Here is a 21495-nt window from a genome sequence, read left to right as displayed (position 1 = left end):
CGGCTAGATCAATCGAAAATTTGGCAATATAATAGGGGAATGACGAAGATAAGGGGAGTTTTAAATAAAAAAAACCTTATCTAAAGATAAGGCTTTTTCATCAACGAGTGAATTAATTTCTACGGATTTCATCCGAAGTTTTTTCAGCAGTATTGGTTACAGCGTCACCTGCTTTAGATACATCTTTACCCACACCTTTAAATGTATTACAACCCGTTAAAACAAAAGCCATAAGAAGGGAAGCAGCTAGAACTTTTTTCATCATCATCTCCAAATATAAAGTCTTTATTTTGATGTGATCTCAGGTTAATTAATGTGCTCCATAAAAAATATGTGTTTTTGATTGTAGAAAAGTAATTAATTGTTATTACAGCAGTATTCTGGATAAACTTATTCATCAGAAGTGCAAGAAAGTAGTGGAGCTGATCTAAACATATAGAAATTGGATTGATCTTTCTGCCGATATAATCCGTTTGTCCACCAATCTGCTGTTTGGCTGCTGACAGAGTGAGCTGGACAAATCCATTCAAGCCGCTGTAATCGATAAAATCCATCATTTTTATGTGGGATAACACTGCCCCAACATCCTAGACGACGCTCAAGATTCACCCATTCTGGCGTGTCATTTGAGAAATTAAGCGGTACATAGAGTTGACCCTTTAATACGACATAGCGTTGTTCAATTCTATGGTCTAAGGCATCTTCAAATTGAAATTGTTTTTGACTAAAGTGATTAAGTTTACGCAATAAAGTATCACTTCTGTTCAAACCATACCAATACCTTAGAGAAGAGTCGCGTTCGGCCAAATAATATTTTAAAGCAACTTCCCAGTGTTCAACTTGCTGAGTATTCTGATTAAATAAGACAAAATCCAGTTCACCTAAAGTTTTTGCACCTGCTATTTTTTGAATACTATGACCGATTAATTGATAGGGATGATAATCCTGATCAAGTAACCAAAACCAAAGCAGCATTTCAAAACGTAAGCCCAAACGCGTGCTTTTAAGCTGTTGTACAAAAAGCTCAAGGGCTTGTGGATGCTGGTCTAAAAACAATAATCTAGAATGATAATTTTGAAAATGTGTATTCCAAATCTCATTGTTATGTAAATTAAAGGAATGTTTGACAGTAAGTTCTATTGGAATCGAAGCTAAAATATTCGGGCTAAAAATGCAAAAAGCCAATTGACGAACCAGCAAGTGATTAAATTCGAGCCAAGGTTCATCACAATAAAAAGCGGGCTGAGAGGCGAACATAACAACACCTAGCGTTAAATTAAAAGTGCACAATTCCAGCGGATAATGTGTAAAAACACTTTATACTAACGCAATTAGTAGGAAGGCGACTGTGCAATGAAAATATTGTTTTGGCGAAGTTTAGTGGTGATTTTTATCATTCTAGGCTTTATCGGAGCGATTTTACCTGGGATGCCGACCACAGTTTTTTTAATATTGGCTGCATGGGCGGCGTCTAAAGGTTGGCCTCAGATGGATGCTTGGCTGTTGAATCATCCAAAATATGGTACAACTTTAAGATCATGGCGTGAAAACGGTACTGTACCGCGTAAAGCAAAATGGTTAGCTAGCATGATGATGTTGATCAGCGCGGTAGTGATGCTGTTGACCAATGCACCGATCTGGGTCAAGATTTTTACCGATTTAATCATGCTGAGTGTTGCGATTTGGCTGTGGTTACGTCCTGAGCCTTCAGCTTTACCGATTAAAGAAATAGAGTAATCAGCACATGTCATATTCTTTAGAACACGCAGATATCTGGATTGATTTGGCAGAGCAAACTTTAAGTTTGCCTAAACTTGAAAAAAAATATGTAATTTCTTCGGGTAAAAATGGAATAGGCGAACAACAAGATTCAGGTAAAACGCCACGAGGCTGGCATACCGTTGCACTTAAATTTGGTCATCATGCGCCTCAAAATGCAGTTTTTATTGCACGTCAAGCGACTGGAGAAGTGTATAACGCAGCTTTAGCTTCACAATTTCCTGAACGAGATTGGATCTTATCGCGAATTTTGTGGTTGAAAGGTTTGGAAGAAAACTTTAATCAGGGGGAAGGTTGCGATACGTTTAAACGCTATATTTATATTCATGGCACACCCGATACAGAACCAATGGGCATTCCATTATCACATGGCTGTATTCGGATGCGTAATGAAGATGTGTTAGAAGTATTTGATCTTATTTCTGAAGATGCTTTGGTGTATATTTCAGAAAATAGCCTAAAGCTGAAAAAATCATCATAAAAATTAATGTAAACAAATCAGATTTTATAAAAGTATGGGTAAGTCGTGATTTATAAATGTTGATTATGTTTATTTTTTTAGAAAAAATGGATTGGTTTAAATTTACTTTTAGATAAAATAGGCAAAAAATTATAGAAAATGTTTGTTTTTATAGCGAATAACCTATTTTTTAATCACTCAAACATAAAAAAATGAAAACAGGCCGAAAAGCGTTTGACAGGCTGCATAGATTCTCTATAATGCACGACACAAACGATGAAGTCGTGAAGGGCGCTTAGCTCAGTTGGTAGAGCGTCTGCCTTACAAGCAGAATGTCGGCGGTTCGATCCCGTCAGCGCCCACCAAGCCTTTACGTTAAGTACTTTAGTGCAGCGGTAGTTCAGTTGGTTAGAATATCGGCCTGTCACGCCGAGGGTCGCGGGTTCGAGTCCCGTCCGCTGCGCCACTTTAGTTCTTAATACATTGTTTGTACTTTAATAGCGATATTATGTAAGTGCAGCGGTAGTTCAGTTGGTTAGAATATCGGCCTGTCACGCCGAGGGTCGCGGGTTCGAGTCCCGTCCGCTGCGCCATTTACATGATAGACCTTTTAAGGGCGCTTAGCTCAGTTGGTAGAGCGTCTGCCTTACAAGCAGAATGTCGGCGGTTCGATCCCGTCAGCGCCCACCAGATTTTTGTGATGCAGCGGTAGTTCAGTTGGTTAGAATATCGGCCTGTCACGCCGAGGGTCGCGGGTTCGAGTCCCGTCCGCTGCGCCATTTTAAATCGAAATGTTAAACCCTTTAAGGGCGCTTAGCTCAGTTGGTAGAGCGTCTGCCTTACAAGCAGAATGTCGGCGGTTCGATCCCGTCAGCGCCCACCATATCTTCGGATATAAAACTTAGTCAATAAGTTTGAAACGCAGCGGTAGTTCAGTTGGTTAGAATATCGGCCTGTCACGCCGAGGGTCGCGGGTTCGAGTCCCGTCCGCTGCGCCATTTTTCAATATCTTATATAAAAAATGCTTATCAAAAGACTACACATTGCATTTGTCTAGCATCATAAAAGTAACCCTGTTATTTTTTAATTTTAGGGGCGCTTAGCTCAGTTGGTAGAGCGTCTGCCTTACAAGCAGAATGTCGGCGGTTCGATCCCGTCAGCGCCCACCATATATTCTCCTTGCTCAATATCTGTTTTTTTCATAGAATCTGCATCAATAATAATTTTAAATATTGCATACTATGAGAAATCCTTATCAACGTAAAGCTGCCTCCAAAACGCTGCATCCTGCATATAATCCTCAAGATATTTATAAACAATTTATTGAAAATATTGTTGCTCAAAATTCCGTGATTGCATTGTTTGATGAAGGGTGGGCTTTATGTGCAACTCCAACAGGACAGCGAGCATTTGCGATTTGGCAAAATAAAAGTTTGGCAAAATTATTAATTAAAGACCATTGGCATCATTATCAACTTCAGAATATTTCACTCAAAGATTTTGTTGATAAAGTCATTCCTTTTTTGCGCAAAGAAAGCACCTCAGTGTCACTAGATTTAACACCAGAAGGGCAGAATATTTTGGTTGCACCTGAAAAATTGTTATTAGACATCAAAAATTATTTATATCAACTTTATCGACAGAAACCTGAATTATTTAAAGAAACTCATTTACCTTTACCACGCAGTATTCGCTTAAATTAGTTTCTTTAATTTTTAAGAGATTGTCTAAATACTTAATATTCGTTGAGCATCCATCCGCTGATAAAAGCAAAGTATTCTCTTAACCATGAGTTATAACGAATATATAACGGTGTGGTTGCACTCAAGCCAATGATTTGTTGATAGCCTTGTCGTTTAGCAATTGCTTTTGCACGTAAGATGTGGAAATCGCTGGTTGCAATTGCGATTGGTTCACGTAGAGCAATTTGATGTGCTGCAAGCAAGCTTTGGCTATTTTTTAGATTTTGTTCTGTGCTGGTACTTTTATCTTCAAGTAAAATACGAGATTGATCAATTTGATGTTGCTTCTGTAGATATTGAGACATCACTTCAGCTTCGCTGATATTTTGCTGAAAGCCTAATCCACCCGTCATAATAAGTAGGGTCTGAGGATGCTGTTTAGCATAAGCTGCACTCACATCTAGACGGTGTTTGAGGGTGAGAGAAGGTTGGCCATTTTCTATGCCACTTCCGAGTACAATCACTGCGGCACTTGGGGGTGCGATAAGGTGGTGATTAAGAGTAGAAGATAAGTAAATAAAAAATATTAAAATACTACTGAGCCAGAGAAAGAAAGCAGTCCATAACCCAGACCATATTTTCTGCCTAAATTTATTTATCTGAATACAGCTTTGAATCCAATCAAATGCCAAAGCATAAAAAATTAAGCCCATTCCAATAATAACAGGGAGAATAATACCTAAATGGACTTTATTCTGAGAGATGAGATATAGGCCATCAAGTGCCAACAAACCACCTAAGATGAAACTAAGAGAACGTTTTAGGCGGTTAGACATATGCGGTTTCTGAGAAAATAGTCGATTTAGTTTAAACGAATTAAAAATGTTTACTGATAAAAAATCGAGTCTGGGGACTCGATTTTTTATGTTTGGCTGAAATAGGCTTAGATTAATCTTTTTTAGTAAACATCACGACGATAACGCCCTTCCTGACGAAGCAGATCAAGTTTAGATTCACCTAAAATATCAATCAATGCTTGATCTACATCACTGGCCATCCCATTAATACTGCCACAAATATAGATAACGGCATCTTTATCGATCCACGATTGAAGCATCTGGGCTTGCTCACGTAGAAGATGATGAACATACACTTTTTCTGTCTGATCACGCGAGAAAGCCAAATCCAAGCGTTGTAACATGCCTGTCGTTTGCCATGCTTCAATAGTACTTTGATAGAAGAAATCATACTCGCGCTGGCGTTCACCGAAAATAAGCCAGTTTTGTGTATAGTTTTGTCGAGTACGAGCATGTAATAAGCTCATTAAGCCAGCAATGCCAGTACCATTTCCAATACAAATAATTGGACGATTGTCATCAATAAGATGGAAAGATTCATTGGTGCGAATACGCAATCCAATTTCACTATTTAATGCTGTATGTTGTGTTAGCCATCCAGATCCCAAACCGAGTTGACCTTGATGATCTGATTGCTGGCGCACCACCAAACGCAATACCTGCTGAGACGGAATACTGGCAATTGAATATTCACGAGATGGCAATGGACTAAGCTGTTCAAGTAAATGTTCCATATTGGCAAAAGGTTCAACGTCGAGAGTCAAATCTTTATTGCAAAGTGCTTGCTCAATCGAGATTTGTAAGGAATCGACAGGAGTATGGGCGGAAATTTGATGCTTTTGCATAAAGTCTGCAATACGTTCAGCACTATTGCCAGGTTGAATTTCTGCAATATCACCTGCTTGCCAATGAACCTCATGTTTAGGCTGTAATTCAATATTAAATGCAGGCGCACCCAAACTATTTGGATTGAGGATATGGCGTTGTTTAAGCGTCCATAAATCAAAGGTTTTTTCAATATTCATGGCTTGCAGCTCAAGTTTTGTGACTTTTGCTAAAGCGCTATTCCAAGCCTGAATGTGTTCATTGTTGGCATTATCTACTTCAATCAATCCAAATAATGGTTGTGCACCATTTGCATTTAACCAACGGTCTAGCTCATGTCCAAAACTACAAAATGTTTCTGGATATTCGCGTGAACCTAAAGCTAAAACAGCATAATGGAGATGTTTTAAATCCATCTGTTGGGAAAGATTTTTCTTGGTGAAACTTGAGGCTAAATCAGGTGCTTCACCAGTTCCATAGGTACTGACCACAAATAAAATTTGTTCAAAACTTTTAACTTCATCCAAATTCAAGTGTTGTAAGGACTTCACCGTTACAGGTTGATGAGCTTCTTGCAAACTGGTGGCAGTCCGCCATGCTAATTGTTCAGCAGTACCTGTTTGGGTTGCGTAAGTAATCAACCACGGTTTTGCATTTGGATCAATTTTTACGGCTGTCGCAGCAAGGCGAGCTTGTTCAGTTAATTTCTTTTGTTTACGCCGTTTAAGATAAAGCATCCATCCTGTGACAAAGAATAAAGGCATGACCATTGAAGCCAGCATGGCCAAGAATTGATAAACAGGACCAAAGAAACTGCCGCGGTGAACCGGCAGCATGCTGCTCATGATCTTTTCGTTTAACTTTTGATCTTCATACAATTCCATTTTTTCAATGGTTGATGTTTTATAATTGAAAATGGCTTTATTACGTGCTCGTTCATGCTGTGGAATAGCATCTACAAAGTTTAATTCAATTTTACCATCTGGTTTTTTGGGTAAATTTACGGTCAGGGTCGAATAATCACGACCAACTTGAGCATTAAAACCAGTCCATGTTTGGGACAATGCCAAATTGATTTGTTCTACGGATAAACCCTTTTTCTCATTTCTTTGGTTGGAATCTGATTCACCACGATTAGGATTATTTTCTGAGGTTCGGACTGGATTTGATGCAGAGTGTTGGGCTTCATGTTCAGGTTTTTCAAGGCGTTGACGGGTCTGTTCAGGTTTTTGACCTTCTGCATTTTGACCGCGTGATTTGCCTTCTTGCATTTCAGGTTGCGGGCGTTCTACTCCCATCACTTTAAACATGCCATTTCGCCACCAGTCATAAGACCAGTACAAGCCAGTACAAGCCAGGACTAAGTAGAAAATAACCACCCATGTTCCAACAACTGCATGTAAATCCCAAAGAAAATTACGCCCTTTAAGTTTAGGCTTAAGCATGAACCATTGTTTTAAGGAGTGTTTTTTAGGCCAGCGTAAGTATAAACCACTGAGTACAAAAAGAATCAGGATCAGCGCACAAGCACCAGTAATCTGTTTACCGACGGGTCCAACTGTTAAATTACGATGTAACTGTTGAATAAAAGCAAAGAATTCTTTGCCTTTAATTTCAGGTAAGACTTCGGCTGAATAAGGATTGACCATCATGTTGTAACCCCTACGAGCACCTTCTTTAACAATATTGATGCTAGAAGAGGAGGCCGGGTCTTTGACAATGGTTATACTATTAATTTTTATTTGTGGGTCAGTGATTTGAAAGTGCTGATAAAGCTGTGAAGGAGTCAGTTTGGCACGATTTTCGACTTGTACATAATAGCTGTCTGGATTTAACCATTTCTGAATAGGCTGTTCATACGAATAGATGGCGCCAGTCACGCCCATAATCGAAAGAATTAAGCCCGCTGTAATGCCAAGAAACCAATGAATCTGAAAAAATATTTTTTTTAACATGGCAGTCAAAGATACGAAAGATGAACATAATTAGCACGAATTATAACTGAACTTTAAGAAGATAATATGGATTTTGAAGGTAATATTTATTCTCATTATCATTTGTATTCTTTCATTAAAAAGCCTCCACAATTGTGGAGGTTTTTTTAGAGGGTTCACTTAACCCATTAAATCTTGTTCGCTGGGCCCACGCTTTCGATCAAATGTTTACGAATAGTATTAAACGAAAAATTCTTTGAATTTAAACGTTTTGGTAGAACGTAAGCGCCTTGTTGACCTTTTACTTTGAAGTTGACCAGCATAAAGTCAGGCGTGTCATACCATTCATAAATGTCTTTCCAGCCAATCGCACCGACACCTTGTTGTGCACCCATTTGTTGGCGCATCACGATGCCATGCGGTTGTATGCCTAAACGAATGCCTTTAATTTCCTGAACTGGAAATTCATTCATTTTACGTTTTACATACCACTCTAAACCGAACTTGCGCACTAAAATGTACGCCACAACAGCGACCAAAGCGACCCAGCAAAAAATGGTTGAATAGTTTTTCAGTAAAACAATACCGACAATCGATAAAACAGCGATCACGGCCATAATAATCCATGATTTAGTGCTAATTTTATTGGTACTGCGCCATATGGCAAGTTGAGCTTGACGTTGTTCAGCCTCTGAAATTTCATAGTTCACAGGCTGAAGGGTATAAGCGTATAAATTTTTCGCGGTCATAATCAAAATAACAAATTTAGAACTTTAAAAAGTTTAGCATTATTTATCATCATTCAGTGAGTATATTGTTCCAAAATCATCCTATTTATAATGAAGCCAATTCAGTAGATTTTTCATCACGGTCATGACTTAGACTTTGTTTTAAGCGACTGAGCTGTTTCAAGATACTAAACATGAGAGAAAGCTGTTGTAAAACGATCAAAGCACTTTGATCCTCTTCATCATTGTGGGCAAGACGTTGACGAATGGTACTGAGCATATTTTGAATATTAAGATCGGGCATTTCATCTTTGAGTAATGAGCCTTGAATATTGTCTAAACCCAGTTCTAACAATTGAAGGACTTCCTGATCTTTTAATTTTTCACGATGCGCACCCAAAGCAGCAATGTAGCTGAGCAGGGTATGATTTAAACATAAGAATTCGAATGCTAAACTTTTTTGAGTCGGATCAAAATCAGGTTCTGTGGCCAAGGTTGAAATTAGGGAAGCGAGTTCAGCATCATTATTATGTGCAGCACGACGAACCACACGATATTTCAAACCATTATTGCGACCAAATTTATATTGCTCGGTTACTTCTGCCAAATAATTACATTGCGCGGTCAGAGAACGATTGATGGTACGAGACAGACGACGGAACTTCCAGTCCGGAAAAATGAAACTCACACCAAACCATGCCAGTGCACAACCAATTAAGGTGTCTATCATTCTAGGCAAAGCCGCTGCAAAACCTACACCATCGAGATTAAAATTAATCAGCGCTAAAATGGTAACAAAAGCAGTAGCTTGTGCATATTGTTTACTGCGTAATTCAAAGAACAGCACCCCACTTAAAATGAGAACCAATAATTGTCCTTCAATAGATGGAACAAAGTACAAGATGGTATAACCTAAAATAATACCGATCAGTGTACCGACAATACGTAAGCGCAAACGTCGTTTAGTGGCATTAAAATTAGGCTGGCTCACAAAAAGCGCTGTTAGTAATACCCAGTAACCATATTCAATATTGCTGACTTGAACAAACACATAACCAATCAGCAAAACAATGGACACTCGTACAGCATGACGAAATAACACCGATTCTGGGGTCAAATGCTGTTTTATTCGAATGACAATATCATCCCAGCCTTTTAAATCATCATCTTTCAGTTGATTTTCAATATGTTTGGTCTTATCGAATTTGATATGTCGTTCCGTTTCAACATTACGCAGTTGAGCATCAATCGATTTTAAATTTTGATATAAAGCGAAAAGTGCATTGACGGAAACTTGATCATAGTATTGTTCTGCACGTAATTTCTCTAATGACAGTTTTAGATTGGCAAAAGTATGCTTAAAGCGCGTGTTATGTTGGTAGGTTTCGCGGTGTAAAATGCTATAACTCAAATCTTTACATGCTTTGGCCTGAATCGATAAAACACGCTGAAAGCGAAATAAAATATCACTGTGTTCGAAAATTTTAACCAGTTTTTGATAATCAATATGGGCGGAATCTGCACGTTCATGAATGTCTTGAGCCACAAAATAATATTGCAGGCTACGACGAGTATCTTTTTGTCCTCGGTCTCCTTTGAGACGGGTTAAAAGCGCAGTTTTCATTTCATTGAAAATACCCACCAATTTGCCATTTTCCAAAGACAATTCAATCATGGTGTGTTGATAACTGCTAGGCGTCATATCAACATCAAACAAGTTAGATTTAGCAAACAGGAAGTCTGCTAATGAGGAATAGCATTGCGATAATTTATCTTGAACTTGGCGAACAGGAAATAATAAAAAACTAATGGTCGAAATTAAACCATACCAAGCAGCACCGATGACCAAAAGAAGTGCTTGTGTATACCAATGATCGAATAGTCCAACGCCTAACATGGAGTAAACCGAAATAACCAGGCATCCATAGGAAATAGTGGCATAACGTCGACCCAGTGAACCGAGGAGTATCCAGCCGATACAGGAGACAATCAGCCCTAGAGCAAATAAAATGGGATAAGGAAATAAAAGATAAACCGAAACAGCAGTAATGAAAAAACCAATATAGGTATAAATCAGGTTCATAATACGAACCGAAAAACGGTCGTCAATATCACTTAAACCTGCTGCTACAACGCCAAGAGTCAGTGGAATCGTTGCAATTTGATGCCCCATAAAATAGGGAACAAAAGCGGTACCTGAAAATGCAATCACCATCCGTATGTTGTACATGAAGGTGGTGTTGTAAGTGGTTTGCTTAATACGTGTGAGCCAAGATTTCAAGTTATGTCCTTACCCCAAAGTGATCGATGTCGCTTGAAGTGAAATTATGTGATTTTTCACATTCAATTCTTAGAAATAATACGATGTACAGTGTAAGCTAGTCTTTAAAACTCTGATTTAAAAATTAAGTAATTATATGTCTGCACAACCCGCTACTCCACAATATTCTACAGCATGGATTATGCTGTTGGCATTACTGACCTCTTTAGGTCCGTTGTCGATTGATATGTATTTACCCGCCTTGCCGCAAATGGCTCAGGATTTTGGGGTAACTACACAAATGGTTGCCAATACTTTGCCAGCATACTTTTTGGGCTTAGCTCTGGGACAATTATTTTATGGACCGCTCAGTGATCGAATTGGTCGAAAAAAACCCTTATATTTTGGCTTAACGCTCTATATTGTAGCAAGTGCACTGTGTATTTTCGCTACAAATGAGTGGAGTTTAATTGCAGCACGTATTTTACAGGCAGTGGGCGGCTGCGTCGGGGTTGTGATTGCGCGGGCAGCCATTCGTGATCGTTTAGATATGCAGGCTTCTGCACAAGCATTCGCCAGTATGATGATTGTCATGGGAATTGCACCCATTATTGCCCCCAGTTTAGGAGCGATAATACTGAAATTCTTTACTTGGCATGCGGTGTTTGTCTGTCTCATGCTGATGGGGTTAGTATGTTTGCTGTGTGTTCACTTTTTCTTTAAGGAAAGCTTGGCACCAGAACGCCGTTTAAAATTAAACCTGAAACAAATCTTAAATTTATATAGTGTCATTATTAAAGATGGCAGTTTTAGATGGCCGATGTTGGCGGGCTGTTTTTCTGGCGGGGTTTTATTCTGTTATATCAGTGCATCAGCTTCTGTACTAATGGATGACTTTGGTCTAAATCAACAGCAATTTGCCTATGCTTTTGGCTTAAATGCCTTTGGGATTATGTTGTTCTCGACCCTCAATAAAAAATTGGCTTATAAGTTTCATGTATTTACACGTTTGAAAATGGGCGCTGTATTACAACTCTTGGGTGCATTAATTTTATTGATTACTGGTTTTATGCATGATATTGGCTTATGGATTATCATGCTTGGTATGTTTTTAGCGGTGTCTGGTATTGGTTTTACTGGACCAAATGCCATGGCTTTAGCCATGTCTCAGCAAGGGGCACGAGCAGGAACAGCCAGTGCAATTATGGGCAGTATGCAGTTTGCTTGTGGTTTGCTGGGTGGAGTAATTTTGAATTTTCTAGTCTGGAATTCACTTTTAAATATGGGGATCTTGATGTTGATTTTTGTTGGAATTACTATACTTTGCATTCTGAAATTAACATCAAGCTTAGCAACAGAGTCATGATTTGAATTGAATTCATAAAAAAGAGACCTGATTCAGGTCTCTTTTTTTTATAAAGGCATTTATGCGTCTAGAAACACAGTGAATTCTTCAACCGCAAGGCGAGGGGTAATAAACGTATTGATAATATCGTTCGGATCGGCATAACCCAGGGCAATGGTACACACCAATTCTTCATCTTCAGGTGCACCTAGCTCATCCAGTACGACTTGATGAAAATGGTTCCATGCCGCTTGAGGGCAAGTATCTAAGCCACGGGCTTTTGCCGCGACCATAACATTTTGCAGCATCATTGAAATATCCATCTTGGCTCCAATCCCCATGCCTTTATTGACAGTGAAATATAAAGCCACAGGTGCATCAAATAATTCGTAATTACGTAAATGCTGACGCGCCATTTTTTCTTTGTCGCCTTTTTGGATATTCAATAAACCGTATAAACCCCAGCCATTTTCACGACGGCGTTCAATAAACGGAGAAATCCATTTTTCGGGATAATAAGCAAAAGTTTCTTGATATTGTTCAGCAAGTTCAGGCTGTCTGAATATTTCATTCTGTACTTTACAAACCCGTTCGATCATTTTATCGCGTTTTTTGCCCGTCACCACATACACTTTCCAAGGCTGTGTATTGGTACCAGATGGTGCACGACAGGAGACATTCAAAATATCTTTAATGGTTTGCACGTCCACAGCTTTATCTAAAAAAGCGCGAACTGAATGGCGCGATGTAATCGCATCATCTACGTAGCGAACTTGATCCAAATTCATGAAAATTCCTTTTGAAATGATATTTTTTAGCCTTTTCGATTATATACATTCGTCGAATAGCACTTTCTCAGACTTTATGTAAATCTACATTAACTTTAAGAATACATTGACTATATTTTAGATATCAATCTAAAAAAAGAATTATTCTTTAGTTTTTGTTCGATAAAATTGATTTTAATATGGCATATAACTTGCTGTATGCATGACAGCATATAGTTTACATGTGTTGTATTTTTTTAAATATTTTAGGCTTTTCACTGTATTGGTAAGCATAATTTGCATGATTTTTGAGACTTAAAATAAAGAGTGAACTGCCTATTTATTTTTAAGTTTTAAGATCATAGATGCACGGATGCGGAATAATTAAATTGGAGATTAAAATGAGTCGCTTACTCAACGGTAAATTTATGGTTAAAGGTTTAGCACTGGCAATCACTGCGGTTATGGTGAGCACAGCGCATGCAGGTAAAACTGAACAACAACAAATTCAAGAACTACGCAAAGAAGTAGAAGCATTAAAATCCTTAATGCAACAGCAGCATCAAGTTCAGCAGCAACAGCAAACCCAAATTGCGCAAGTTCAGGCTCAACCTGTACAATTGGCCGCTGCTCCAGTAACTAAATCTGAGACTTCATTCACAGGTTTAAAAAGTAAAGCAGGCGCAAGTGTAAACATATACGGCTATGTACGTGGTGATGCCAACTATATTATTGAAGGTGCAGATGATGACTTTAACTCCGTAAGTAAAGTAGGTGGTCCTTCTAGTAGTGATCCTAAATTAGTAAATGATAAATTACGTGCAACGGCAAAAACGACACGTTTAGGTTTAGATTTCAGTACTCCTGTTGAAACTGGCAAAGTTGGCGGTAAAATTGAAGTAGATTTTGCTGGAACCAATGAAGCGCTTCGTATTCGTCATGCTTATTTAACCTACAACGATTGGTTATTTGGTCAAACCACGTCTAACTTCTTATCAAATCATGCACCAGAAATGATCGATTTTGGGACAAACGTGGGCGGTGGTACTGCACGTATTCCGCAAGTACGTTATGGAATGAAGTTAGCGCCTGAGACTCAATTATTCCTTGCGGCTGAAGAAGGAAATAGTGCTGGCGACGGAATTAAATACCGTATTCCAAATTTGACAGCAAAATTAACGCAAGGCTTTGCGGGTGGTCTAGGCTCGGTTTCTGCACGTGCTTTGGTAGAAAATTATAAATCAGATACAGCCAATGATGATGAATTTGGCTATGGTGTTGCACTAGGTGCAAACTATAAAATGTCTGATGTATTAAAAGTATCGGCAGATGTTTCTCATGTAAAAGGCAACAATAACTACTTATATGGAACCAGTGCCAATGATGCTTATGAGGTAGATGTAAATAATAATATTGAGCAGAATGAAGTGACTGCTTTACAAGTCGGTGCAACTTATAAATTTTCGCCTACTTTACGTTCGACACTCGCATACGGTGCGTTATTTGCCGATGATGGCACGGACTATGCTCAGCTGAACGATACCGCAAATGAGACCGTACAACAGGCTTGGATTAACTTTATTTACACACCTGTTGCTCCAATTGACTTGGGTGTAGAATATATTAATGGTAAGCGTGAAACATTTGCAGGCCAAAGTTATAAAGATAATCGTATTGGTTTGATGGCAAAATATAGTTTCTAATTTAAAAACGAAAATCAAAGAGGTGATTTATTCACCTCTTTTTTTGTTTTAAATATTTGTCTTAGTGATTGTTTATTCTAAATATTTATTTTATAAATCAAAATCAAAAAACTATAATTTCAAATGATCGTTAAAAGTGTAAAAAAATAAAAAATTTCCTTAAAATAAATGCATAATGTCGCACTTTTAATCATCTTGATTCTTTAAAAAGAGTCATTCAATTGTCTAGATGAATACTTCAGTCTTGCTGCAAAGATATTAATCTAAATGATTTTAAGGCTAAGAGTGCAAGAAAAATGAAATGCTGACACTGAGGGCGGAAATGAACGATTCGATGGTCTGTTTAAATCAGTGTACCTCGTTTCTCAGCATTTGATGATTTCAATCAAATTGATGTAAGTTCTGAATTTTAACTTGGCTTGGTCGGTAATATTTTTATAAAGAAGCACTTTTGTGAGATTTGGCTACAGTTCAAATCTTCTTATTCTTTATAAAAGCTAAGTTAACATTTATATGGATAGCGTATAAAAAACTATAATTTTGTGCGCTTAGGGAAAATTTATGGATTACATTTTAAATCCAACATTCAGTTTAATGCTTGCTGTGTTGGTGCTCTACATGGGACGTATTTTAAATAAATACATTCCATTTCTGACCAAATATAATATTCCTGAACCTGTGGCTGGTGGTTTAGTCGGTGCGATTATTTTTTATTTATTTCACCATTTTGCGGGTTACACCATTTCAGTCAATAAAGCGATGCAAGATACATTCATGCTCATGTTTTTTGCTTCGATTGGTTTAAGTGCCAACTTTGCCAAATTAAGAGAAGGTGGCAAACCATTATTGATTTTCTTACTGGCTATTTCTGTTTTTGTGATTGTGCAAAATGGCGTAGGTATGGTGGTTGCAAGTGCCGTTGGTCTTGATCCATTAATGGGTGTAATTGCAGGCTCTATTGCTTTAATTGGTGGATTAGGTACAGCAGGTGCTTGGGGGCCAATTTTTGAAACCAAATATGCGGTTGAAGGTGCATTACCGATGGGGATTGCCAGTGCAACCTTTGGTATGGTTTTAGGCGGATTGATGGGTGGGCCTTTGGCACGTTATCTAATTAAAAAGCATCAACTGGCGATGCCTTTAAATTCAGAAGTGCGTAAGGAAAAAGATGCAGCTCCCTTATCTGATCAAGAGTATGCATTTGAAGCACCACACAAAGTTCGTCTGATTACTGCTGACAATGCTGTTGTGACTTTGGGAATGTTTGCTTTTGCTTTGGCTTTTGCAGAAATTTTGAAAAACTTAACCATCGGGACTGCATTTGAGTTGCCTACTTTTGTATGGGCATTGGCAGGCGGTATTTTGCTCCGTAATGTGGTTGAAAGCATTTTTAAACGCGAAATTTTTGATCGTTCAATTGATGTTTTTGGCAATACTGCATTGGCTTTGTATTTAGCGATGGCTTTGGTGTCACTTAAATTATGGCAATTGTCAGATTTGGCGATTCCGATGATTATTCTTCTGATTGCGCAATCGATTGCGATGTGGCTTTTTGCTGTTTATGTTTCATTCCGAGTGATGGGCAAAAACTATGATTCTGCTGTATTGGCATCTGGATTATGTGGTTTCGGAATGGGGGCAACGCCAAATGCGATTGCGAATATGCAAGCGATTACCAATATGTACGGTCCATCTCATAAAGCATTTTTAATTGTACCTTTGGTGGGTGCATTTTTCATTGATTTGGTGAATGTCGTGGTGATTCAAGGCATTTTACAATTCTTTGGTTAATCGATTGATTCTAAAAAATGAATTGATTCAAATGCCAGTCAATTGCTGAATTGACTGGCATTTTTTATTTTAGATTGAGCTGTTATTGGGCCAGTAAAAAACACTGTTTGTATCGCTTTAAATCAATAGATTCATGACTGCATGAAATCGTAATTTATCTTCATGTTAAAAGAAAAAATATAATCTGATAGACAAAAACACTACCCACTAAACTGAGCCAAACAGGCAGTTGTGTTTTCAATAATCCAACCACCACAGTGACAAAAATGAAATCGGTAAAATGAATAATCGAATCTGTAGCCATTTCAATGAGCAAGTAAAGAAGTAGACTGACGACGCCTGCATTAATACCGATAACAGCATGACGAATATCGGTCTGATTCATCCACCATGACCAATAAGGTAAGGTTGCAAAAATAAGAAAAAAAGAGGGCAGAAAAATACTGATCGTCGCAATTCCAGCATTCAATACGGGATAATCAGTAATGGGAATTAAAGCGCCTATATAACTTGCAAAACTAAATAACGGACCAGGCATAAGTTGAGCAAAAGCATAGCCTAAATCAAACTTTTCCGCTGAAACTAAATTGCTGGTGACAAAATCCTGATGTAAAAAAGGTAAAATAATATGCCCCCCGCCAAACACTAGAGAAGCGGTGCGATAAAAACTTTCAAAAAATGTCACAGCCTGAAAAGTAGCGAAAAATTGAAATAGACAAAATGGCAAAATAAACAGAAGCAGCCAAAAGAAAGCATTCATTTTTTGGGTCAAAGAAACTTGGCTGATGAAAGCCTGATCAACAGATTTTTTCCCCTGAACAAGCGGAGAAAACCGGTTAAAGCCTATTCCCACGAGCGCTGCGATAGAAATGATGAGAATTTGATTGATGGCTAAGTCGAGGGTGTAAAGTAGCAAGGTACAACTCAACATCAAGATGTATTGCCACAGTTGCGTACAAAAACTACGTAACATTTGCCAAAACGCCCAAATGACCACTGCTAATACAACCAATTGAATATTGTGAAAAAATGCTGAAGATATGAATGGAAAAAATGATTGACCTAAAACGGCAATTAAGGTCATGAGTATGGCAGAAGGTAAGGTAAAACCTAACCATGCCAGAACAGCGCCGTAATAGCCTTTTTTGACATAACCGATAGCCAGCCCGACTTGACTGCTGGTCGGTCCAGGTAATATTTGTGCCAATGCGACCAGTTGAGCGTATTCAGCATCATCTAACCAGTTTAATTGTTTCACACAAGTTTGATGAAAAAATACCAAATGTGCAGCAGGACCACCAAATGACAGGCAACCGAGTTTTAAAAACGTAAAAAAAATGGTGTGATAATAAAGTATAGGCATGGTTGCTTTTAGTGAAGGTGAACGGTTTAAAGTGTAATATTTTGAGATGACGGTTTAACGAAACACTACATTTTTGTTTTAAAATTGCGCATACACTAAGCAACGCTTAAAAGGCATACTTAATTTTTTATAGTCGATGATATGTATGAAATATAGCTTTATTGCTTGTACTCTATTTATTTTAGCAGGGTGTCAAAGTATTCCGCAGTCCAGTATTACTAAGGGATCGGTCAGTTTATCTGAATCTACCTTAGCTGAAGCTCAAGTGCATACAGATCGTTTGGACTTTAAAAAATTAAAAAAACAAGAAAAACGTCCCATTGTTGCTTTGGTGCTCGGAAGTGGTGGAGCACGTGGTTATGCTCATATCGGTGTCATTCAAGTCTTAGAACAACACGGTATTCATCCTGATTTTATTGTGGGAACCAGTGCAGGCAGTATTGTGGGTTCCATTTACGCCAGCGGTAAAACAGCAAACGAATTGCGTGATATTGCTTTAAATATGAAAGCCAATGATGTACGAGATGTAAAAATTGATTTAAAAGGTTTCTTTGACGGTAAAAAAGTAGAAAACTATGTCAATGAACAAGTGAATAATACCCCTCTAGAAAAGCTGAAAACGCCCATGTATGTGGTGGCAACGCAATTAAAAGAAGGCAAAAAAGTGGTCTTTAACTATGGGAATACTGGACAGGCCGTACGTGCTTCGGTCTCTATTCCGAGCATGTTTGTTCCCACAAAAATTGGTGAAGATGAATATGTAGATGGCGGCTTGGTGAGTCCTGTACCTGTGGAAGTAGCGCATGATTTAGGTGCAGATATTATAATTGCAGTTGATATTTTGGCACAGCCTATTCACACAGAAACCAGTAATGTATGGGGGTTGTTTAATCAAAATATTAATATTATGCAAAATCATCTAGCCAGAGAAGAATTGCAATATGCAGATGTGATCATTCAACCTGAGTTAAAAGAAAAAGCGCATATTTTCGATGTGAAAAATCGTGAAATCACGATCCAAGCGGGAAGGGATGCTGCACAAAAACAACTCAATGCTATTTTTACTGCTATTGCTCAAAAGAACGATTCATCTCCTGTTAAAACGCGACAACTCACTGCTCAAGATTAATTTAACGTGATCTGATATAGAGAATTTAAGGCAGGCTAGGCCTCTTAAAGGGCTTAAATACTGGATATTTTTGACTACAATGAAAGTATAAAAGTTATCGATGATTTTTATTACCGCGATTTTCATTTTTTGATTCGTTTATCTGCACTGACTAGAGTTGAAAGTTTATAAATATAGATTTCTGAATGGAAATAAAATTAGTATAAATAATAATGATGGCTTTCTGGCGCAATAAGCCCGCCAAGCGTGTTGAAAAAAGTTATAATCACGGCCAATACTATTGTCTGCTAAAGAGTCTAGAGAAAGCGATGTCCCCATTAGATCAAATTGCTCCAGTATTAGATGACCAGTCTGAATTAACCATGTCTGTTTTAATGACGCCAGATATGGCCAATTTTTCAGGAAATGTGCATGGTGGAACAATTTTAAAGTTATTGGATCAAGTCGCGTACGCTTGTGCTAGCCGATACTCAGGCAGTTATGTGGTGACTTTGTCAGTAGATAAAGTCAATTTTAAAGAACCCATTCATGTGGGTGAGCTGGTCACTTTTTTGGCCAGTGTGAATCATGTAGGACGTACGTCCATGGAAATTGGTATTCGTGTAGAAGCACAAAATATTCAAAAACGTACTGTTCGCCATACCAATAGCTGTTATTTCACTATGGTCGCTGTAGATGAAAAAGGCAAACCACAAAAAATTCCAGCACTGGCTTTAGACAACGACTGGAAGCGGTGTCGTTTTGAAGCTGCTGAACAGCGTAAAGTGGCTCGTTTACAAGAGAGTCATCACCCATCTTGCAGTATTTATAAAAAATCATAAGTATTATTGAATATTAAGTAATATTCAAAGTATGGAATCAAGAAATCGCATTTATGCGGTTTTTTTAGTTTTATAAGATTATTTTTAAATTTTAAATAGATTTAAAAAATAGAATGTCAAAAAAGAAGCTGGATGAGTATTAAATCCAGCTTCTAGACTTAATGATTAATTTGCACAAATTAAAGCAAATAATTCATGAAGACTTCATTTTAAAAATTATTGAGCGGCTGATGGTGCTGGTGCTTCTTGTGCAGCTGCTTCTGATGCAGGTTGATTTGAAGAAGGTTGGCCAGCGGCAGATCCAAGATTTGTTGTTTCAGGTTGCTCTTGCGTAGAAACGACCACTTTTTCTTGAGTTTTTTGTTCAGCAGTTGCAGCAAAAGTAGTTGCAGTGGCAAAAGCAAAAGTAGAAGCAAGTAAGATTTGAGTTAATTTCATTTTAGGCATCCTTAATATTCATTAAAAAATTAAACAGTTCATATTTACCATCACATAAACACGAACTGGAGCTCATGCTAAAGTTGTTCGAGTTCAGGATCAATCAAAGCAACAAAGTGAAACAGTTCAATTAACGTGAAAAATACATGTCATGATTTAATGTTAATTTCATGTAACAAATCGCTTTAAAAGTGGACATAAAATGTATGTAGATATTTCTATTTGTGCTTATTGATCATTTTTACTCACCGAGATAAAACAAAAAATTAAAAAAATCAGGTTTATGAGCACTATATTTTTTTCTAAAAATGTAAATATATATTTCATTTTTCAAATTAAAATAGAATTAGTGGTTTAAAAGGTCGCTAAACATATAAATCACAGTTGAGCAGAAGTGGGTCAAAGTAAAAAAAATTAAAGGATGTGAGCATTGCATGGAGTTCACGTTAAAAAAGACCAAAGTAGTTTAAAATGACAAAATGCCTGATAGCATTTATCCAATTTTGCTTTATATAAAGCGCTCCTAAAGTTGATAGAGATTAAGTTTTGAAACTCATTCCTGCCATAAAAGCCGTTCCCACCCATATTATTTCTGGATTTTTAGGTGCGGGTAAAACGACATTGTTGAAATATCTACTAACTCAAAAGCCTGAACATGAAGTATGGGCCGTACTGATGAATGAGTTTGGTCAAATTGGTGTAGATCAGCACATGTTGACCCAAACTGAAGGCTATGAAGTGAAAGAATTACTGGGAGGCTGTTTGTGTTGTAGCAGTCAATTGCCAATGCAAATCGCATTGTCCAGATTAATCTCAGAAACTCAGCCAGATCGCTTGTTTATTGAACCGACCGGCCTCGGACATCCAGCGCAACTTTTGGAACAATTGACTGAACCGCATTGGCAGCAAAATATTGCGATGCAGGCGCTCATCACTGTAATTGATGGCTCACGTTTACATGATGAGGCTTGGAGTAAGCAGAATTTATATACAGATCAGTTAAAAGCGGCACAAATAATGATCGTCTCTCATGTGGATAGAATGAAGTCTGTAGATGATCAAGCCTTATATAATTTAAAAAATGAATATCAGGCTTATCAGCAAACATGGCTGATGAGCACTCAAGGCGAAATTCCACTTGAACAAATCAATCTACCTTATAGCGGGATCAAACGTAAAATTCAGCCTCTGCTTCATTTACAAAAAAAAATAGCGGTTGGGCAGAGTCTGCCTGAGATTAAAAAATTGCCTTATCATTATGTTGAAACAGCGCAAGGCTATAGCATTGCAGGTTGGAAGCTGCCAAAACGTTGGCTTTTTGATTTTTATCCTTTATTGGATTTGTTATGTGAGCAACAAAATTGGTTGAGAATCAAAGGTATTTTTTATACCAATCAAGGCTGGAAAACATTTAATTTTAATCCTTCTCAATTTAATTATCAGTCTGCGGAAGAAAATATTGATAACCGAATTGAAATTATTGTACAACACCAGCGAGATTGGCAATTATTTGAAGAACAACTGTTTAAATGTCAGTTGAAGTCTGACTAAATTTAAAAACAGCACAGCAAAAACTGTTTAAATCTTATATGCTAAGCGCCAAATTTGAGGAC

18 protein-coding genes and 8 tRNA genes are annotated in these 21495 nt (G+C 37.8%); 17 read left to right on the top strand and 9 right to left on the bottom strand.

From position 1 onward, the window contains the following. Positions 1–112: 112 nt before the first annotated feature. Positions 113–265 carry an entericidin A/B family lipoprotein gene (locus GA0116959_RS00770; protein ID WP_171250309.1) on the bottom strand — a complete coding sequence of 51 codons (153 nt, stop codon included), beginning with the start codon at positions 263–265 and terminating at the stop codon, positions 113–115. Between the two features lie 125 nt (positions 266–390). Next, a complete protein-coding gene (locus tag GA0116959_RS00765; protein WP_092717282.1) occupies positions 391–1257 on the bottom strand; it encodes a DUF1853 family protein in 867 nt (288 codons plus the stop codon). A 96-nt stretch (positions 1258–1353) separates the two neighbouring features. Here GA0116959_RS00765 and GA0116959_RS00760 point away from each other — a divergent pair, with 96 nt between their 5' ends. The 11 genes from GA0116959_RS00760 to GA0116959_RS00710 all read left to right on the top strand — a co-directional run bounded on the left by GA0116959_RS00760 (position 1354) and on the right by GA0116959_RS00710 (position 3942). Beyond that, on the top strand, positions 1354–1737 hold the full coding sequence (locus tag GA0116959_RS00760) for a YbaN family protein (RefSeq protein WP_092717279.1): 384 nt from the start codon (positions 1354–1356) through the stop codon (positions 1735–1737). Positions 1738–1744: 7 nt separating this feature from the next. Continuing rightward, complete coding sequence (elsL, locus tag GA0116959_RS00755; protein WP_092717276.1) at positions 1745–2260, top strand: cell wall-recycling L,D-carboxypeptidase ElsL; 516 nt, start codon at positions 1745–1747, stop codon at positions 2258–2260. 268 nt (positions 2261–2528) lie between these two features. Then, positions 2529–2604: transfer RNA gene (locus GA0116959_RS00750), tRNA-Val, on the top strand. 24 nt (positions 2605–2628) lie between these two features. Further along, a tRNA-Asp gene (locus GA0116959_RS00745) sits at positions 2629–2705 on the top strand. A gap of 50 nt (positions 2706–2755) precedes the next feature. Beyond that, a tRNA-Asp gene (locus GA0116959_RS00740) sits at positions 2756–2832 on the top strand. A 21-nt stretch (positions 2833–2853) separates the two neighbouring features. Then, positions 2854–2929: transfer RNA gene (locus tag GA0116959_RS00735), tRNA-Val, on the top strand. Between the two features lie 12 nt (positions 2930–2941). After that, positions 2942–3018, top strand: a tRNA-Asp gene (locus GA0116959_RS00730). 28 nt (positions 3019–3046) lie between these two features. Then, a tRNA-Val gene (locus GA0116959_RS00725) sits at positions 3047–3122 on the top strand. A 38-nt stretch (positions 3123–3160) separates the two neighbouring features. Then, positions 3161–3237: transfer RNA gene (locus tag GA0116959_RS00720), tRNA-Asp, on the top strand. A 95-nt stretch (positions 3238–3332) separates the two neighbouring features. Beyond that, positions 3333–3408, top strand: a tRNA-Val gene (locus GA0116959_RS00715). A gap of 72 nt (positions 3409–3480) precedes the next feature. Further along, positions 3481–3942 carry a DUF2750 domain-containing protein gene (locus tag GA0116959_RS00710; protein ID WP_092717272.1) on the top strand — a complete coding sequence of 154 codons (462 nt, stop codon included), beginning with the start codon at positions 3481–3483 and terminating at the stop codon, positions 3940–3942. A gap of 32 nt (positions 3943–3974) precedes the next feature. Here the strand turns inward: GA0116959_RS00710 and GA0116959_RS00705 are convergent, their stop codons facing one another. The 4 genes from GA0116959_RS00705 to yccS all read right to left on the bottom strand — a co-directional run bounded on the left by GA0116959_RS00705 (position 3975) and on the right by yccS (position 10546). Continuing rightward, positions 3975–4757: a YdcF family protein gene (locus tag GA0116959_RS00705; protein WP_092717269.1), complete on the bottom strand. Its 783-nt coding sequence runs from the start codon at positions 4755–4757 to the stop codon at positions 3975–3977. A 122-nt stretch (positions 4758–4879) separates the two neighbouring features. After that, positions 4880–7558, bottom strand: a complete 2679-nt coding sequence (locus GA0116959_RS00700) for a PepSY domain-containing protein (RefSeq protein ID WP_092717266.1) — start codon at positions 7556–7558, stop codon at positions 4880–4882. Between the two features lie 167 nt (positions 7559–7725). Next, a complete protein-coding gene (locus tag GA0116959_RS00695; RefSeq protein ID WP_092717263.1) occupies positions 7726–8286 on the bottom strand; it encodes a YcxB family protein in 561 nt (186 codons plus the stop codon). Positions 8287–8371: 85 nt separating this feature from the next. After that, a complete protein-coding gene (yccS, locus tag GA0116959_RS00690) occupies positions 8372–10546 on the bottom strand; it encodes a YccS family putative transporter (protein ID WP_092717260.1) in 2175 nt (724 codons plus the stop codon). Between the two features lie 136 nt (positions 10547–10682). Between yccS and GA0116959_RS00685 the strand changes: the two genes are divergently transcribed. After that, positions 10683–11891, top strand: coding sequence for a multidrug effflux MFS transporter (locus tag GA0116959_RS00685; RefSeq protein WP_092717257.1), 1209 nt, complete (start codon positions 10683–10685; stop codon positions 11889–11891). A 59-nt stretch (positions 11892–11950) separates the two neighbouring features. Here the strand turns inward: GA0116959_RS00685 and GA0116959_RS00680 are convergent, their stop codons facing one another. Further along, positions 11951–12658 (bottom strand): nitroreductase, encoded by a 708-nt coding sequence (locus tag GA0116959_RS00680; RefSeq protein WP_092717255.1) that lies wholly within the window; start codon positions 12656–12658, stop codon positions 11951–11953. Between the two features lie 380 nt (positions 12659–13038). Here GA0116959_RS00680 and GA0116959_RS00675 point away from each other — a divergent pair, with 380 nt between their 5' ends. Next, positions 13039–14340, top strand: coding sequence for a DcaP family trimeric outer membrane transporter (locus tag GA0116959_RS00675; RefSeq protein ID WP_092717251.1), 1302 nt, complete (start codon positions 13039–13041; stop codon positions 14338–14340). Between the two features lie 561 nt (positions 14341–14901). Continuing rightward, entirely contained in the window at positions 14902–16131 is a 1230-nt protein-coding gene (gltS, locus tag GA0116959_RS00670; protein ID WP_053578487.1) for a sodium/glutamate symporter, read from the top strand. Between the two features lie 160 nt (positions 16132–16291). On the opposite strand, the gene chrA is transcribed toward gltS, so the two are convergent. Continuing rightward, complete coding sequence (gene chrA, locus GA0116959_RS00665) at positions 16292–17494, bottom strand: chromate efflux transporter (protein ID WP_092717247.1); 1203 nt, start codon at positions 17492–17494, stop codon at positions 16292–16294. A 136-nt stretch (positions 17495–17630) separates the two neighbouring features. Between chrA and GA0116959_RS00660 the strand changes: the two genes are divergently transcribed. Next, complete coding sequence (locus GA0116959_RS00660; RefSeq protein ID WP_092717244.1) at positions 17631–18623, top strand: patatin-like phospholipase family protein; 993 nt, start codon at positions 17631–17633, stop codon at positions 18621–18623. A 308-nt stretch (positions 18624–18931) separates the two neighbouring features. Next, a complete protein-coding gene (locus tag GA0116959_RS00655) occupies positions 18932–19444 on the top strand; it encodes an acyl-CoA thioesterase (protein ID WP_092717525.1) in 513 nt (170 codons plus the stop codon). Between the two features lie 216 nt (positions 19445–19660). Here GA0116959_RS00655 and GA0116959_RS00650 read toward each other — a convergent pair whose 3' ends face one another. After that, positions 19661–19882 carry a hypothetical protein gene (locus GA0116959_RS00650; RefSeq protein WP_053578483.1) on the bottom strand — a complete coding sequence of 74 codons (222 nt, stop codon included), beginning with the start codon at positions 19880–19882 and terminating at the stop codon, positions 19661–19663. Between the two features lie 546 nt (positions 19883–20428). On the opposite strand from GA0116959_RS00650, the gene GA0116959_RS00645 reads away from it, so the two are divergent. Beyond that, positions 20429–21433, top strand: a complete 1005-nt coding sequence (locus tag GA0116959_RS00645; RefSeq protein WP_092717241.1) for a CobW family GTP-binding protein — start codon at positions 20429–20431, stop codon at positions 21431–21433. Positions 21434–21495: the final 62 nt, after the last annotated feature.

It is taken from the genome of Acinetobacter albensis, from assembly GCF_900095025.1.
GTDB lineage: Bacteria > Pseudomonadota > Gammaproteobacteria > Pseudomonadales > Moraxellaceae > Acinetobacter > Acinetobacter albensis.
Note: the sequence above shows the minus strand (reverse complement) of the source record. Positions and strands in the feature narration are given on the sequence as shown.